The 14,039-nt window shown below is 57.1% G+C and carries 19 protein-coding genes; 5 read left to right on the forward strand and 14 right to left on the reverse strand.

Features of this window, described 5'->3' with window-relative positions; translation table 11 throughout:
* Nucleotides 1-546 (forward strand): hypothetical protein (locus tag ACEW8Q_RS22655; RefSeq protein WP_373506346.1); only part of this gene is annotated, 546 nt, incomplete at its 5' end.
* A gap of 311 nt (nucleotides 547-857) precedes the next feature.
* On the opposite strand, the gene ACEW8Q_RS22660 is transcribed toward ACEW8Q_RS22655, so the two are convergent.
* The 14 genes from ACEW8Q_RS22660 to ACEW8Q_RS22725 form a co-directional block, all read right to left on the reverse strand.
* Entirely contained in the window at nucleotides 858-1,397 is a 540-nt protein-coding gene (locus ACEW8Q_RS22660; RefSeq protein WP_373506347.1) for a recombinase family protein, read from the reverse strand.
* Between the two features lie 171 nt (nucleotides 1,398-1,568).
* Complete coding sequence (locus ACEW8Q_RS22665) at nucleotides 1,569-1,787, reverse strand: hypothetical protein (RefSeq protein ID WP_373506348.1); 219 nt, start codon at nucleotides 1,785-1,787, stop codon at nucleotides 1,569-1,571.
* Complete coding sequence (locus tag ACEW8Q_RS22670) at nucleotides 1,780-1,989, reverse strand: hypothetical protein (protein WP_373506349.1); 210 nt, start codon at nucleotides 1,987-1,989, stop codon at nucleotides 1,780-1,782. The genes ACEW8Q_RS22665 and ACEW8Q_RS22670 overlap by 8 nt, the downstream gene beginning before the upstream one ends.
* A gap of 1,703 nt (nucleotides 1,990-3,692) precedes the next feature.
* Nucleotides 3,693-4,493, reverse strand: coding sequence for a hypothetical protein (locus ACEW8Q_RS22675; protein ID WP_373506350.1), 801 nt, complete (start codon nucleotides 4,491-4,493; stop codon nucleotides 3,693-3,695).
* 80 nt (nucleotides 4,494-4,573) lie between these two features.
* Complete coding sequence (locus tag ACEW8Q_RS22680; protein WP_373506351.1) at nucleotides 4,574-5,830, reverse strand: hypothetical protein; 1,257 nt, start codon at nucleotides 5,828-5,830, stop codon at nucleotides 4,574-4,576.
* Nucleotides 5,831-5,835: 5 nt separating this feature from the next.
* On the reverse strand, nucleotides 5,836-6,126 hold the full coding sequence (locus ACEW8Q_RS22685) for a hypothetical protein (RefSeq protein ID WP_373506352.1): 291 nt from the start codon (nucleotides 6,124-6,126) through the stop codon (nucleotides 5,836-5,838).
* Nucleotides 6,127-6,143: 17 nt separating this feature from the next.
* Nucleotides 6,144-6,473: a hypothetical protein gene (locus tag ACEW8Q_RS22690; RefSeq protein WP_373506353.1), complete on the reverse strand. Its 330-nt coding sequence runs from the start codon at nucleotides 6,471-6,473 to the stop codon at nucleotides 6,144-6,146.
* A gap of 14 nt (nucleotides 6,474-6,487) precedes the next feature.
* On the reverse strand, nucleotides 6,488-6,655 hold the full coding sequence (locus ACEW8Q_RS22695) for a hypothetical protein (protein ID WP_373506354.1): 168 nt from the start codon (nucleotides 6,653-6,655) through the stop codon (nucleotides 6,488-6,490).
* A 1-nt stretch (nucleotide 6,656) separates the two neighbouring features.
* Nucleotides 6,657-6,884, reverse strand: coding sequence for a hypothetical protein (locus ACEW8Q_RS22700; RefSeq protein ID WP_373506355.1), 228 nt, complete (start codon nucleotides 6,882-6,884; stop codon nucleotides 6,657-6,659).
* A complete protein-coding gene (locus ACEW8Q_RS22705) occupies nucleotides 6,881-7,675 on the reverse strand; it encodes a hypothetical protein (RefSeq protein ID WP_373506356.1) in 795 nt (264 codons plus the stop codon). Before ACEW8Q_RS22705 ends, ACEW8Q_RS22700 begins: the two co-directional genes overlap by 4 nt.
* A gap of 285 nt (nucleotides 7,676-7,960) precedes the next feature.
* Nucleotides 7,961-8,185, reverse strand: a complete 225-nt coding sequence (locus ACEW8Q_RS22710; RefSeq protein WP_373506357.1) for a hypothetical protein — start codon at nucleotides 8,183-8,185, stop codon at nucleotides 7,961-7,963.
* A gap of 39 nt (nucleotides 8,186-8,224) precedes the next feature.
* Nucleotides 8,225-9,184 carry a hypothetical protein gene (locus ACEW8Q_RS22715; protein ID WP_373506358.1) on the reverse strand — a complete coding sequence of 320 codons (960 nt, stop codon included), beginning with the start codon at nucleotides 9,182-9,184 and terminating at the stop codon, nucleotides 8,225-8,227.
* Nucleotides 9,185-9,189: 5 nt separating this feature from the next.
* Complete coding sequence (locus ACEW8Q_RS22720) at nucleotides 9,190-9,696, reverse strand: hypothetical protein (RefSeq protein ID WP_373506359.1); 507 nt, start codon at nucleotides 9,694-9,696, stop codon at nucleotides 9,190-9,192.
* Complete coding sequence (locus ACEW8Q_RS22725) at nucleotides 9,686-10,465, reverse strand: hypothetical protein (protein ID WP_373506360.1); 780 nt, start codon at nucleotides 10,463-10,465, stop codon at nucleotides 9,686-9,688. The genes ACEW8Q_RS22720 and ACEW8Q_RS22725 overlap by 11 nt, the downstream gene beginning before the upstream one ends.
* Before the next feature lie 345 nt (nucleotides 10,466-10,810).
* On the opposite strand from ACEW8Q_RS22725, the gene ACEW8Q_RS22730 reads away from it, so the two are divergent.
* From ACEW8Q_RS22730 to ACEW8Q_RS22745, 4 genes are all read left to right on the forward strand, one after another.
* Complete coding sequence (locus ACEW8Q_RS22730) at nucleotides 10,811-11,167, forward strand: hypothetical protein (protein WP_373506361.1); 357 nt, start codon at nucleotides 10,811-10,813, stop codon at nucleotides 11,165-11,167.
* 243 nt (nucleotides 11,168-11,410) lie between these two features.
* Nucleotides 11,411-12,640: a tyrosine-type recombinase/integrase gene (locus ACEW8Q_RS22735; RefSeq protein ID WP_373506362.1), complete on the forward strand. Its 1,230-nt coding sequence runs from the start codon at nucleotides 11,411-11,413 to the stop codon at nucleotides 12,638-12,640.
* 58 nt (nucleotides 12,641-12,698) lie between these two features.
* Nucleotides 12,699-13,442, forward strand: a complete 744-nt coding sequence (locus tag ACEW8Q_RS22740; protein WP_373506363.1) for a hypothetical protein — start codon at nucleotides 12,699-12,701, stop codon at nucleotides 13,440-13,442.
* Nucleotides 13,439-13,864 (forward strand): hypothetical protein, encoded by a 426-nt coding sequence (locus ACEW8Q_RS22745; RefSeq protein WP_373506364.1) that lies wholly within the window; start codon nucleotides 13,439-13,441, stop codon nucleotides 13,862-13,864. Before ACEW8Q_RS22740 ends, ACEW8Q_RS22745 begins: the two co-directional genes overlap by 4 nt.
* Nucleotides 13,865-14,039: the final 175 nt, after the last annotated feature.

The following is a 14,039-nucleotide window of genomic DNA, read 5'->3' on the forward strand; positions in this document are numbered from 1 at the left end:
CATGTTGCGCTGGCCGTGTCGTCGCCATCAATTGCTAAGGCCGAAGGAACAGATGGCCAGCGGCTCGCAGAATTTCACAAGATGCAGTTCATCGGATGGTCGGGCATCAGCTTTACCTGTCAGCCGATGAAGGGAATCGACTGGCAGCTTTCGTCCTGCCAATTGGTGGCGCAGGAGTTCGCTCTGATCGCGGCGCAGTCGAATATTCCAATCTCATCCTGTGTCGATTGCGACAACGTCAACAGGTTGCTAGCCAAGCGAAATGCGAACCTGACGCATCCATTGAATCTCGCCGTTGAGTTTGTGACGACGAGTGATGGTAACAGCGGTGTGGTGAATGTAGATGCAGAATCATTTTACGCCAATGCTGTTGAGGCGTTCGCGTCTGCTCCGTCTCCAGACGCATCGCCACGGTCGGGAACACTGAAATTGTGGAACAAGTGGATCGCCTTTCAAGCTGGCAATAATCCATCATCGTCCATCACACCGCACATCGTCGGCAACATCAAAGAGTTTGTTGCTGTCTACATAACTGCCAACAGATAGAACGGCCCGACTGATTTCCTCATCATGTAGGGGCTTGAAAAATCAGGAAAAATATTGCCTCATCATGCGAGCCCCTGATTTCTGAGGAAAAATTCCATAAATAAGCTATTTAGTAGTAACTTGACAGTGCGTTGACCACACCCCACCCTGCCCCTAAGTCATTTAGGATTCGATACCTAGGGGGGGTCATGGTTAACAGAGTCTTAACGGGAGGGCTTCGTTAACCTTAAGTCTTAACCTTGATGGACTATGAGGCAAAAGAAAGCCCGAGTCGATTGCTCGACTCAGGCCTTGGCCGTGGCGGGATATGGTTAGTCTAGCAGCCGGTAGACACTGGCGCGGCCAATGCCTAGCTGCTTTGCAATGGCAGCCGCGCCGATGCCATCAGCCTTGAGTCGTCTCACCTGATCAGCGTCAATGGTTGCCTTGCGGCCAGCATAGACTCCAGCCTTCTTTGCGCGTTCAATGCCGGAGCGCTGGCGCTCTTTGATGAACCCCAGTTCCATTTCAGCGACCATGCCTAGCACTGTGACAGCCATCCGCCCCATAGGTCCAGACGTGTCTAGGGCGGGCTCTAGGACTCGCAAGTGCGCGCCGCGCTGCTCAAGCTCATGCACGAGGTTCAACACGTCACGAGTGGACCGGCCTAGCCTGTCGAGCTTGTGAACTGTCAACACATCATTGGCGCGGATGACGCCAAGTAGGTTTTCCAGTTCCGTCCGGCCTTCCCTGCTCTTGCCGCTGACTTTCTCGGAACGGATGAACTGGCAACCGGCTGCTTTCAATGCATCCTCTTGCACGTCTAGGCTTTGATCGGTGCTGCTGACTCTGGCGTAGCCTATCAGGTTCATGGTGGACTCCTTTGTCTCGTTTGATTCTAGACTCTGTGTCTCGAATTGCGATTGGACCTATTCGAGACGGAAAACGGTTGCCGGTGAGACGTGACGATTAGGGCGGACCCTAGCAAGACACGTGCCGCAAGAGAAAAGGCCATGGATTGCGCCATGGCCTTCACAGTGTCGTTAGGGATTCCAGCCGAATGCAGCGCCGATCAATCGCAGCGCTGCCAGCACTAGGACAAGGCCTGCCAGCTTGACGGCTGCAATCCATGCCTTGCTCACGGCTGGCATGGGACTCACGTCCGGCTCTTGTGTCATCTGGCCTAGCAGTGTTTCGCGCACTGCCCATGCGATTGCATCGGCGTCAATCGGTCCGGGGGTCTTCACGATGGGCTTAGCCATGTGCTGACTCCTTGATGACGCCAAGGCCAGCGCCGCAGTCATAGGTCTGCCAATCGGTCATCTGGACCTTGCCGGATTCGTCCAGGTACTCGACATGCTGCAATGTGCATGCGGCTGGCATCTGGCCAGCGTTTGGCGCTTTCATGGTCTGCAATCCCGTGAGCACGGGAACGGCCAGCAATGCAGCGGTTAAAGCGGTCATGTTCGCAATCATCTTGAGACTCCACAGCGGCGGGATTGCCGCATGTGTCTCATATCTTGAATTGAGACATATATGGAGTCTTGTATCGGCACATGATGAATCACTTGAATTTTAGCGGCTGAATCGCCATGTGCTTTACCGCGTAGCTTTACCGATCATTGACTCAACGGCCAGCTTCGATTCGATATGGCACCGGCCTTGCATCAATGGTAACGAGGTCGTTAACGCTGTCCCTGTCTGGCACAGGTCCGACATGGTTAACGAGGGGTTAACAGGTTCCCCTCAGATCGACTCAAATCCGCGAAGCATATCCCTATGTGACCAAGCTGCCCGTCTATGTGGGCAAGCTGCCCATCCCACCGGCCTCTATGTGGGCAAGCTGCCCGGCTGGTGGCCGCGCGCAATTTTGGAATCATTTTCGCTTTTGTGTCCGGTATCCTTCGGGCTCGATTTTCCGCCAGCAATGGGCTTTTGCGAGCCGTGGAGTGGCTTCGGCGCGCTTGGACCTATGGATGGGGCTCGGCAGGATCGCGGGCGCTGTACGGGCTCCTATGAGGCTGGCATTTGGCCGGTGGTTTGGCCGATCATCCGGGCACTATCGGGTGGCCTGTCGAGAGGTGTGGATCAGGTGCCATAGGTGAGCCACGGGTGGGCTCAAATTCCGCTGCGTTAACCATGTCCATTAGCCTTAAAACGTAGCGTTAATGGGCCTTTTTAACTGTAACTATACGTGTTACGATTCGTCAGTTAGCTCCGGGTTGTGGGCAAGCGGCCTGCACACCACCCCCCGATCCATGGGCATTTGCCCACCATGCGGGCATTTGTTCAGGAAATTGTCCCATGAATCTTTGTTTCCGCGTAGCATATCTGCGGTGAAACATGGGTGGAAAACCTCTGGAGCGATTCTCCCAACGCAGGAACTTTTGAGAATCTTTTCAGGTGCCAGAAAATTTGCCGGGAGTCTCCTACCCGTGGAATTTTCGGGGGAGTCTCCTATGCCCTGAAAACTACACGGGGTATCACACTGCACTCGTCTGGCGTTGCCCTGCCTACATCCCCTCCCCTGCCCTCCTATGCTCACCAGCGCCGCCTCTTGATGCCCCCATGGGTTCACGCCATCCAAGGCCTTTTTGTTCTCATGTGTCGGCCGTGGCTTTTACCCGAGCCCTCTTCAGCGATCTACAGAGTCACCTTCCTATCGCCCCTTTGCTTAGGAGCGGGATGCCAAGGCCCCAAGGCCGTAGGCAGGGTTCCCGCGTCCTTCAACCCTTCGATCCATCTGTGACTATCCGTATCCCCGATTTTTCATATTGACCGCGAAGCATACCATATTTCGCATGATTTATATCTGCGAATGCGAACGAGTAAGGAAGTGCCCACTTCTTACGAGTGAGCTAGGCTTAGCTTGGAATGAATCCACTGTCAAAATCGACCTTGAATTGGCGCAAAATATCAAGCACTTACGAGGAATCTAGAGCCGCAAATTACTGTGTCATGTCATTGTCTCGGCACAGTAATTTGCCGCTGTAGATGGGTGGGAATAAAGTCCAGCAGTTTCCCGCTGTAGATTCCTCGTAAACCATTGAAACATAGGCACAATAAACCATAGAAGGCGGTTTTTTAGGGGTTAATCCACGGGTGGGGTTTTGGGGGGTATCCCGGAAACCTAAATGGCTTCAGGAAAACCCCATTTTTTTTCCCATTTAGATGTTGTCGAAGCCCTCGGGGTCGATCACGATCTGGTGGGCCGACTTGAAATTGCCGGTCGTGTCGATTTCCTTGAAGCGGCCTTCAGACCGGAGCTTCAGGGCTTCGATCACAATACCTACATCCGGGTCTTCATCCTTGATGAGCCCACGAATGAGTTCATCCAGCGTGTGCAGGTCGCAGATCGGGATTGAGAAGTTGATGATGCCCTCGATCCTTGGCTCCGGGGCAGGACCATTTTCCACCACCTCAAAGTCCGCGTCCTCGACCATGGGCTCGGCGGCGGCAGAAGGATGGAAGGCAACCTTGGCCCTCTCACGCTGGCGGGCATCGGCCTGCTGATAGCGGAAGGCAGCCTCACGCTGTCTTTCCGCCTGCTTGGTCTGTGCCAAAATGAAATTCGTCGGAAACTGGCTGCCGCCACCCCTGAAGCTGGTCTCCCACGACTTGAGCCAAAACTCGAATGTCTTATCGGGAAGGGCAGCGAGTTGCTGGTAGTGGCTTGACTGGTTGAGGCTGAGGCCGAGTTGGTACAGCGTGATCGCGTCCTTCTTTGGGGCACCTTCGCTAATGGTGCCAGCGGCTTTGCCGTCCCGAATTAGAACACCGAAGCGGCGCTCGATCAACGCGCGGGCGGTGAGGGCCTTGACCTCTAATGTCCTGTCCTTGAGCTTTTTGGCTTGGGCTCGCAGTGCTTCGACTCCGGCACTGATGTCCTGCAACTCGCCGGTGCTGGCGGTCGCAATGGCTGCCGCCAGATCGGTGGCGGGTCGGTCGAGAATTGCAAGTGCTGTCATGGTGGGCTCCTTTGCTGTCTGGTTGAACTATACCGACTCGGGATAGTTGCAGACCACGCAGCAAGCGCCATGCCAAAGGGCTAGGCGGGAGTGCTCTCGGCGGCTGCTCGGGCGGCTCGGGCGGCGACATTCGCGGCCTGCATCTTCTCATAGTCGGGATGCCATGCGCCGTACTTCTCGACGTACTCGGCTTCGTGATCGGGGACGTAGTACCGAATGTCGTCTGCATCGGTCTCACCCTCACGCACCTCGATCCAGTCATGACCGCATTCGATCAACTCCGGGTGCGGTGGATACTTCTTCTTCGGTGCGGCCTTGGGGCGGGGGTATCCTTCGGGCTCAGGGGCCTCGTGGACGGGCAGGTTCACATCACCCGGCACCACTCGCACCATGACGGCAGACCGGCGCACACGTGTGCCCTCGGCCATCAGGGTCCAGCCTTGAGGGTCCTTCACCCACTGCCCCTTCTTAATGGCCTGAGTGATCAGGCGCACCACTGAGGAGTCGAGCTTGGGCATGGCTCCGGTGAACGGCGCGGCTGCCTTGGGATTCTCCAGCCTCAACTTCGTGAGCGCCTTCGTCTCGGGCCACGGGATGTCCCGGCAGCGCGGATGCTGGATGCGATACCAGACCCGATAGCGTTCAGCGATGTCTTTCACACTGACCGGCGCGTCGATTTCGCTCTTGCGGCCAACCACCTTGAACATTTCCAGCAAGACAGAGCCAGCCAGCCACTTCTTGGTGGTCTTCACCGGCCGAGCATCAGCCACCGTGACCTTCTCACGAGTGTTGCCGCACAGCAGAGAGCCGTGGCGGGTCACGAGCTTGCAACCCATCTGGTGGCCGGTGGTGAGGTTCTGGAGCAGGTAGTAGCCATGTGGACCGCGCGGGCTCAGCTTCAGCAGCGAGCACTCCCACGAGTCCAGCGGGTATTCTGACGCCAACGCCATGACGAAGGCACCATCGGGCAGTGGATCGCCCGGCTTGGCGATGACGATGCGCTTCCCATTCTGGTACGACTCACTCCACCCGGTCCATTCCGAGTCATCCGGGAGTCCCGGTCCTTCGCCGCCGTCAATGCCTTCGAACAGGCCGGGCCGGGCGGCAGGCACATAGGACCATGCCTTGAGCATCTTGACGGCCAGCGGGCCGTTCGATGTCACGATGGCCACCACGGGTGCATCGGGCAGGCTCAGGCTGAGTGGATTCACATCCAGCGACACAGGCATGCCGACATGCCGTGCGGCCAGCGCCACGAGCACCGCAAGGCCTGACTCAGAAGAGTCAGCCTCGATATTCAGTGCATTATGCGGCCACCATGCCGTGTCGTTTGTCATGGTGCTCAGGCGGCTTCCGAGTTGCGCACGTGATCGACCACGACCTCCAACGCTTCAGGCACCACGCAGATGCTAGCGGTGAAGAATCCCTGCCCGATGAGCGCGGCTTGATCGGCCATGCCCTTGACGATACTGGGCAGGCCGGATGCCTTGATTTCGGATGCGATGGCGATGCGCTCGACCTCGATACCACAGCACTTGACCACGAGGTGAGTGGTGCCGTTGATTTCGGTCCTGATTCGAAACGACTGGATGACGTACTCGAAATCGTTCATGTCCTTGGGCTCTTGCTTCATTTTGGGATTCTCCTTGTTCAATGTGTGACGGTCTTGCTTGCATAGAATGTGCCACCGGCACCGATCAACCGGCACTGCCGTTCAATCTCTTCGATCTTGGATCGCTTGAGCAGCCTCTGGTTCATGGTGTCACCGAAGCTCGTGGTGCCAAGCGATTCCAAATCGAAGGCGAGCGAATGCCAGAGCGGCGGCAGCCAGTAATCGGCGGCACAGAGATTGTCCACCAACTCTTCGCTGGCGCGGTTCACGGCCTTGGCGAACGCGACCTCGACGGCGCGAGTCTGAGTCATCCCGTTCCGGCCGATCAGGACCTTCTTCTCCGGGCCGTAGTGCAACTTCTTCTTCATGGTCGTCTCCTACTTCAAAATGGGTCTGGTTCAGCGGCGATGCGATTCTTGATGAGGGCATCGGCCAACGCCAAGAAGGGCTCAGCCTCTACACGGTTCATGCCAACACCGAACTCCTTGTCCCACGAGAGCAGGACTTGCTTGAAGCGCATTGCCATGAACTCAGCCTTGGGCCTCACCATGTCAGTCACCATCGAATCCGTTGGCCATACCACCGAGCACCGGGTTGCCATTGACGGGCGGCGCGGACACTGGGTAGAGGCCGGACAGCGCCACGACTTGAGCCTCACTGAGGTCCTGATGGATGACCTTGTGCTGGTGGTCCACGATGTTGAACCCGTCACCGCTGGCGTGGACCTTGAGCCCACGGCGGTGCAGGATTCCCTTTGCCTGAATTAAATCCATGCTCATGCTTGGTCTCCTTGATTACTACTAACTTTCATGGCTTCACGCTTGCGGGCCATGCCAGCACGGCGCTGTTCGTTCTGCCGGTCGCGGGCGCATGCCTCGCACCACTTGACCGCATGGTGAACCACGCCGAGCGGCGTCTGGCAGCCTTCGCATGACTTCTCGACCGATCCGGCCATCCGGCGTTCCTTCATGGTCCGGCTGGACTTTGTCTGGCGGCGCTGCCCGCTGAGTAGTCGCCCACGGGCGCAATCGGAACAGTATTCCCGGCTGCTATGGCTGCCATTGAGCGATGTCCCGCACTCCCGGCACAGATGGGGCGGCTTGGTTGCCGTCGATTCCCGGCAGTCCGGGCACCGGCTGGCGAAGTGCCCGCTGGAGTTGTCAGGTGCCAAATTCTTACCGCATGACTTGCAGGCAGGCCACGTTTGGATGATCACGGGCGGCTGGACAATCTCCAACTTGATTGCGGGCACCTTTCCGCTTGAAACGGTGAGGCTGGAGCCAGTTTGCGCCACGAGGTGGAGCTTCGGAGCCCGAGCCGGTCGAGGGCATTCCTGAGCCTCCATTTCAAGGTCGAGCTTGTTTTCGCAAGAAAGGCAGAGTGCCGCTGCGTAAAGAGGGCTATCGGTTTCGATCAGGCCACGGCAGCCGGGCGTGGTGCAATCGCCAATCCACAGATCGGGTCCGGCGCGCATGAAATCGACCGGCGTCTGATCAGGCCCAACATGGATGACGGCCTCATCACCATGGGCCAGCATGCCGAGAACCTTTTTTGCAACTGCACTCATCATCTCTCCCTTGTTGATCGCGGACTCACCGGCAGCACGGAAGGCGAAGTCGCATGCTGCCGGTTTCGTCCCACTGCTCGGTGGCTTTCGCCAGCGGCAGCAACTGAATGGGCAGACTGAGCCGCGTCCCTACGACAAAACCCGGCTCAGTCTCTTCCGCCAGCCTCACGGCTGACAGGTTCTTGAATTGGTAGGGATCAGCGAACGTAATGTTGGAGACAATGACAACCGCTGATCCCTCTTCACAATGCAGTCAGCGGTGTGGGCCGCTCTTGCACAGTGGTCTCGTTAGACCGCCTTCGCGGCCAGATAGACGGTGCCATCAGCGGACGCCGAAAGATCGGTGACCGTTGAATCTGACCATGCCGAGTCGTTGCCGAAATGAGCAGCGGCCGCCACGCGGGCATTGGCCTCGGATGTTGCGCCGATAATCATGACGTTCGCGCCACCGATGAGCGTCTTGCCACCGGGGAGTGCTTCGACCTTGTAAATATTCGTTGCTGTTACAGCCATAGTAAGTTCTCCTTGTTTTCAGTTTGGGGTTGGTAGGCTCTAGTCTTCCTCAGGCGGGTTGATTGCCCGAGAAATCTTGGCGTTCGGGTGCTGGTTCGGCTGGACCTCGGGCTCTTCACGCTCGGTGGGGTCCAAGCGGGCACCCTTGAACTTCAAACCGAAGCCGAGCTTGTCGAACTTGGCCGTGTCGCCAGTGATTTCGGCATCGGCATATGCGGCCTGCACGGCGGCGAGTTCGATGGCCGTGACCGCGTCCTCCACGCCTTCGACCTCATCACCGAAGTGCAGATCGGCAAATGCCTTGCTGTTGATCGGCCGCTGATCCTTCTTGATGTCCGCGTTGCGAGCGAACACGGCGGCCGCCAGCATCTTGTCGCCGGTCAGTCGAGCACGTTCACCGGCCGCCGCGATCACGGCCGGGCCTGCGTTCACCAGACTCTGCTCGATACGGGACCGGCGTTCATCGCCAATGCCGTACAGGGTCGCGGCGACAACGGTGTTGCCGAGATTTTCGCGGGCGCTGGCCGCAAGTGCCGCGCGCTCCTTCATGGACGCGACAAGCTCGGTGCGCTGCTCCAGTTGGTCTTCGCGCATCTTGGCGAGCTTGCGCTGGTACTCACCGAGATAAAGCTTCTCTGCGGCGGCGCGCTGATCGGCAGGCACCTCATCCAGCTTGACCGTGTACTCCTGCTGAAGCTTGGCGCTGTCAGCCTTGAACTTGTTTGCGTGGTTTCGCAGAGTCCACATGTCCTTCGTTGCGCTGTCCTTCAGCTTTGCGAGTTCGCCCCTGTTGGCGGCGCTGTAGTTCTTCGTTCCGTTCGGCATGAGACTGTTCCTTTGCTTCTGCTGCTGATTCAATTCCTGTTGGATTGTTGCGAGTTCCACGGCACCCTTGAGTCGGATGAAGGCGAGTTCCTTTTCCTTCTCACGGCGCTTGAGGTCCGCCTTATGCAGACGGTCCCTTTCATCGCGCCAACGCTGTTCTCTCTTCGATACCATGTTGATCACCTACTGAAAGTTGGGTTGCGTGGTGCGGCTTCGAGTCTCACGCCGGTTCTCTTCTCTTCACGCTGGCGTTCGAGTCTCTGGACAAGCTGCTCAGATGTTTCGGAACGCTGCACAGAAGCGCGCGATGCATGACCGGCAGGCGTGAGAGCCTTTATGCCGAGATAGTCGGCCAAGCTCGGCAGTGGCAGCTTGCCTTCACGCCAAGCCTGAAGCCTCTCACGGTGGGTCTTGGTGCCGATGGGGTGGCCTTCCATTACAAGGATGAGGGTGGCACCGCCTTCGGTTTCGACCCGCTCGTGGGTGCGCTGCGTTTGCCTTTCGAACGCCTCAAAACCTTCAGGGCTCGAATCAAACTTCAATGCGATCTTGCGATGGCGGCGTGGATCATCGGGCGGCAGATGCATGCCGACTTCAGCCGGGGTCACAAGCTTGTAGCCCTTGGGCGGTGGATTGGACGGAGTCAGGTCGGCCTTCAGGCCCTTGGTGAACGGGTCAGATGTCATCGTAATCATCCTCGATTTCGGTTGCTTCCAAGTCGATCAGTTCCTTGAGTTCTTGCGGTGGCGTCCAGTCGAGCGCTGGCACTTCCTTCATCTGCTCGCGGCGGGCGAGGATGGATGAGTAGATTCGCAGCAGGTGCTCACGGTCGGCATCGGGCAGGTAGTAAGTTTCTGACAACTTGATGAAAGCAATGGCCTCGCCATCGGCACCAACTTCCATGCCGGTCTTGCCGATGTTGATGTTGACGGTCGCACCCGATCCACCCTGATTCGCATTGCGCAATTCAGTGTCGTGCTTACGGAGAAGCATCTGCAACGTCTTCTCGGCCCATACCCGCTTGTGCCCGACCACTTGGCCTTGGCTAACCAAAGGTTCAAGCACACCTTCGACGGCGATGAGGTGGGCCGTCTTGTGCAGGGCCGCTCCATAGATGTTCAGTGCATCGCGCACGTCAGCAGCGAACGCCGAATCCTTCAGCGCCAAGGCCCTGAAAAATCGTCCGGTCTGTTCGATGCCATCCGTGGCTCGGGCGGCACCCTCAGCATGTCCAAGACGGCTCAAATGATGGAGATAGGTCTGACGGCGCTCGGGTGAATCCTTGAGATGCGGAATCCCCAGTTGCGCGGTCCACTTCAGTTCGGCGGGCAGGTTCTTGGGCTCGATACCGGATTCAATCGCCTGTGCGATGGCGGCAGCCTTGGCATCCATGACAGGCTTGCCACCACCACCTGACTTCTTGCCCTTGGCCTTGCGCTCAGCCGCGCGCTCCATCTTGAGAACGTCCGCGCATGCGGGTGAGCAGGTCTTCTGATTTGGATACTTGGGGGTGAAAGTGATCCCGCACATGAAGTTCGCGCAATCGCGTTCGGGCAATGGCTTGCCGCGCAAACGTTCGACTGGGCTCTTGGGATTAGTGGGCTTCTTGGTCACGTCGCGGTCATCCTTTGCGGGTCATCAGTGCAATTTCGACAACAGGATTACTCTATCCCATCTCGCATGTCAACTCCTGATGTGAGACGAATGTTGCATCAGGAAAAAGTTAACCATTTGTGCCTGCCCGCGCTTGATCTAATTCACGTCTCGTGTCATGTGTCGATCACACTGGAGATTCGAGTCATGGGCATCACTTGGGTGAAAGACACGATACTTGTTGCCGGGTCATTGCAGGCCGCACGGCCACGGCTGCAAAGGCTTCAGATGAGCGATGAGGCCCGTCAGGTGCTCAATGAGGTTCTAGACGCCGAAGCCGAACTGATGCGCCGGAAGACGGCAAGCAATCGGTTCGAGTCCAAGCATGGCGAGATGTTCGCGCGCATCGCAGAACTGGCAAAAGAAGGTAATACTGCCGCCAACGTGCATGAGCGGCTGAAGACTGAGTTCGGCAAGAAAGCGCCAAGTCGAGCGACGACCTACCGAGTCATGTCAAAGAGCGTGAAGCTCGATATGGGCGACACTTGGAAAACTGAAGAGTAGATGGGGAGCAAAATGGGGAGCGGCCTGTCAAAAAAGCCAATAGAATCAATGTTTTTGAGTGATGGCGCTCCCTGCGGGACTCTCACGCCTCATTAACGAAAACGCCTGATTTACTTGGCTTTCAGCGCTTTGTCGTGATTTGATGGGGAGCAGAATGGGGAGCAGAGCGGCATGGGCGCTAAGGTAAAGAGCATATGGATTGACAAGTATGTCGAGCGCCGGGGCAAGAGCGTTCGCGTCAACATGACGGTGCCGCGCTCACTCCACAAGGTTCTTGGTAGGCACCTGCAACAGGCCCTTGGTGTGATCGAAGACGACAAAGTGGCGAGACGGAAAGCTCGTGACCATCTCACCCGGTTTGAGAAGTCCATAGAGCGCGCCGCGAAGTCGCTGGCCGGTACGCCGGACATTGACGCCATGGCGGTTGCCGACCGTGAGAATGAAGTACCCGCCGATGCTATCGAGTTCATTGCCGACGATCACGAGGCCGAATGGGGAGTCGAGAAGGCCGACCGATACAAGGGCATCGCCACCGGCAAGCTGAAACCCTTGAACCTCTACCGCAAAGATTGGCTGGCCACGTTGACCAAGGAGAAGACGCGGCAAGAGTTTGAAGCCATCTTCAAAGAGTTCGAGTCCTTCGCCCGCGCCCGCAAAGCCGACGATCTGGCCAAGGTCAGCGGCAAGCTAGTGATGGAATGGCGGGCGGACCTCGTGCGGTCGGGCAAGGCCAGCGCCACGATCAACAAACGGCTGACTGGCATGTCGAGCTATTGGAAGCATTGCATGTTGCACGATGCTGTTGCCGTCAATCCTTTCACCGGCAGACGAGTCGAGGTTGTCCCCACCCGTGAGCGGCGGCGATATACCACGGATGAGCTTGAACGGCTCTTCGCGCTGGCTGACGATCAGCGGCGGCTGGAGATGGCAGTTGCCTTGCTAGGCATGCGGCAGAGCGCGCAATGGCTGTTGCGGGCCGATCATGTCGAGGTCATTGGCGGGATCACATGCCTACGCATACCGAAAGTGAAGAAAGAGAAAAAGGACCGGCTGATTCCGGTGCCGGACGTGATCCTGCCCGCCGTCAACAAGCTGGTGGAAATGGCCCATACCCGTGGCGGCTACCTATGCGCCGCACCAGTGAGCGGCAAGGGCAAAGGCAAAGGCAATGGCGTGAGCAAGAGCCGGGGCAGTGAGCCCGGACGTAGGTTCATGCGCTGGTTAGTTGCCAAGGGCTTCAGCGAAGATGTAGACTGGCATTCCTTCCGCCGCACCTGTGCATGGCTGCTGGAGACGGCTGGCCTGCCGGAGAACATTGCAGCGCGTGTGATCGGCCATTCCATGGGCATCACCTTCACGCTCTACAGCGGTGATTCCGACATGGGATGGATGAAACCGGAGATGGACAAGGCGTTCAACCGGCTGCCGGAGCCTGTGAAGTCAGCGATCAACCGCGCGAAACTGCCAGCCTAGTCGATTGCTCTACCACATGTTATCGTGACGACATGCGCAACGGGGCTGGGACAGTGGGATGAAGAAGGCGATTAAAATTTCTCCACTTTTGCGGTTGAACTTTGCCTTCCGAACGGCGCTCATGCGCGATAGCAAAGGCATCCTATTCAGCCTTCGTGAAAAATACATACAGCAACTCCAGATTCGAGAGGAAAAGCGCAATAAGGTTTTCCGTGGCGTCTTCATCCTAGATGCGGTGTTGGCGTTTTCCATCGCTGGTAAGAATTTCACTCTGCCTCTTGTGGGCGTCGCTTCGACCGACATTCCGGCGATTGTTGAAATCGTCACTCTTGCAAGCGCGGTCGCGGTCATCATTTTTGCAAACGAGTTTCTTAACTGGGCGGCATACCAAATGCTTGCTAGCCACTACGGCGGGGTTGCTGCCGAACAGGTTTCAAGCGACCCTGATTTCTACAATGCGGCAGAGCATGAGGGATTTTTCACGCTTAAAATGCTCCGCACAAAGATGAACATTTTCCAGCCCGACGACAATGAGCCGGGGATGCTCTTCACCATCTATAGTAAAGTTGTCTATGGCCTCCTCATTATGCTTTTCATCCTGTTCCCAATTCTGCATTTCCTACTGACCGGGTTTTCACTAAGTCTCACCTATATGGCTCACGGCCTGTCCATCTTCACCGCCGTCTATTTCCTTATCGTGGTTGCCCTGAACTTGCTCTCAGTCCTCATGTGGGTAGGCTGCTACCGGGGGTTCACTTTCTATATTGAAACACCCGATCAGCCGGAAGGTGCGCGCACATGATGCGACTTGCCTTTGCCGTTGCCGCCGTTCTCCTAGCCGTTAGCGCCACTGGTGGGCATGCTGCTACCGGGATTGTGGACACTATCAATTGCACCCTCCATCAGGGGCATTTGTGCGTTGCCGATAGTTGCCGCAATGTCCAAAAGGCAAATCAGGTGACAATCGACGTGCCGAACAGGACGTTCAAGAACTGCTATTTGTATGACAGTGAGTGGAAATGCAGCACAGTTCCGGTTGACATTGACGTGCAGGACTTTGTGATCTTCGGTATCACCACCGTGAGCCGGGATATTGGAATCAAGACTTTCTATTTGAGCCGCGCCAACGGCAAAATCACCGTTCATGATGGTGCGGTGAGCGGGCACACGGCCACCGTTGATTTCGGATTCTGCGACATTGAGAGCATAAAGAAATACAGGTAGGTAAGCCATGAAGAAACACCTGATAGCGGCGTTGCATGTTGCGCTGGCCGTGTCGTCGCCATCAATTGCTAAGGCCGAAGGAACAGATGGCCAGCGGCTCGCAGAATTTCACAAGATGCAGTTCATCGGATGGTCGGGCATCAGCTTTACCTGTCAGCCGATGAAGGGAATCGAC

Origin of the sequence: Aestuariivirga sp., from assembly GCF_041738905.1 — a bacterium.
Classification (GTDB): domain Bacteria; phylum Pseudomonadota; class Alphaproteobacteria; order Rhizobiales; family Aestuariivirgaceae; genus Aestuariivirga.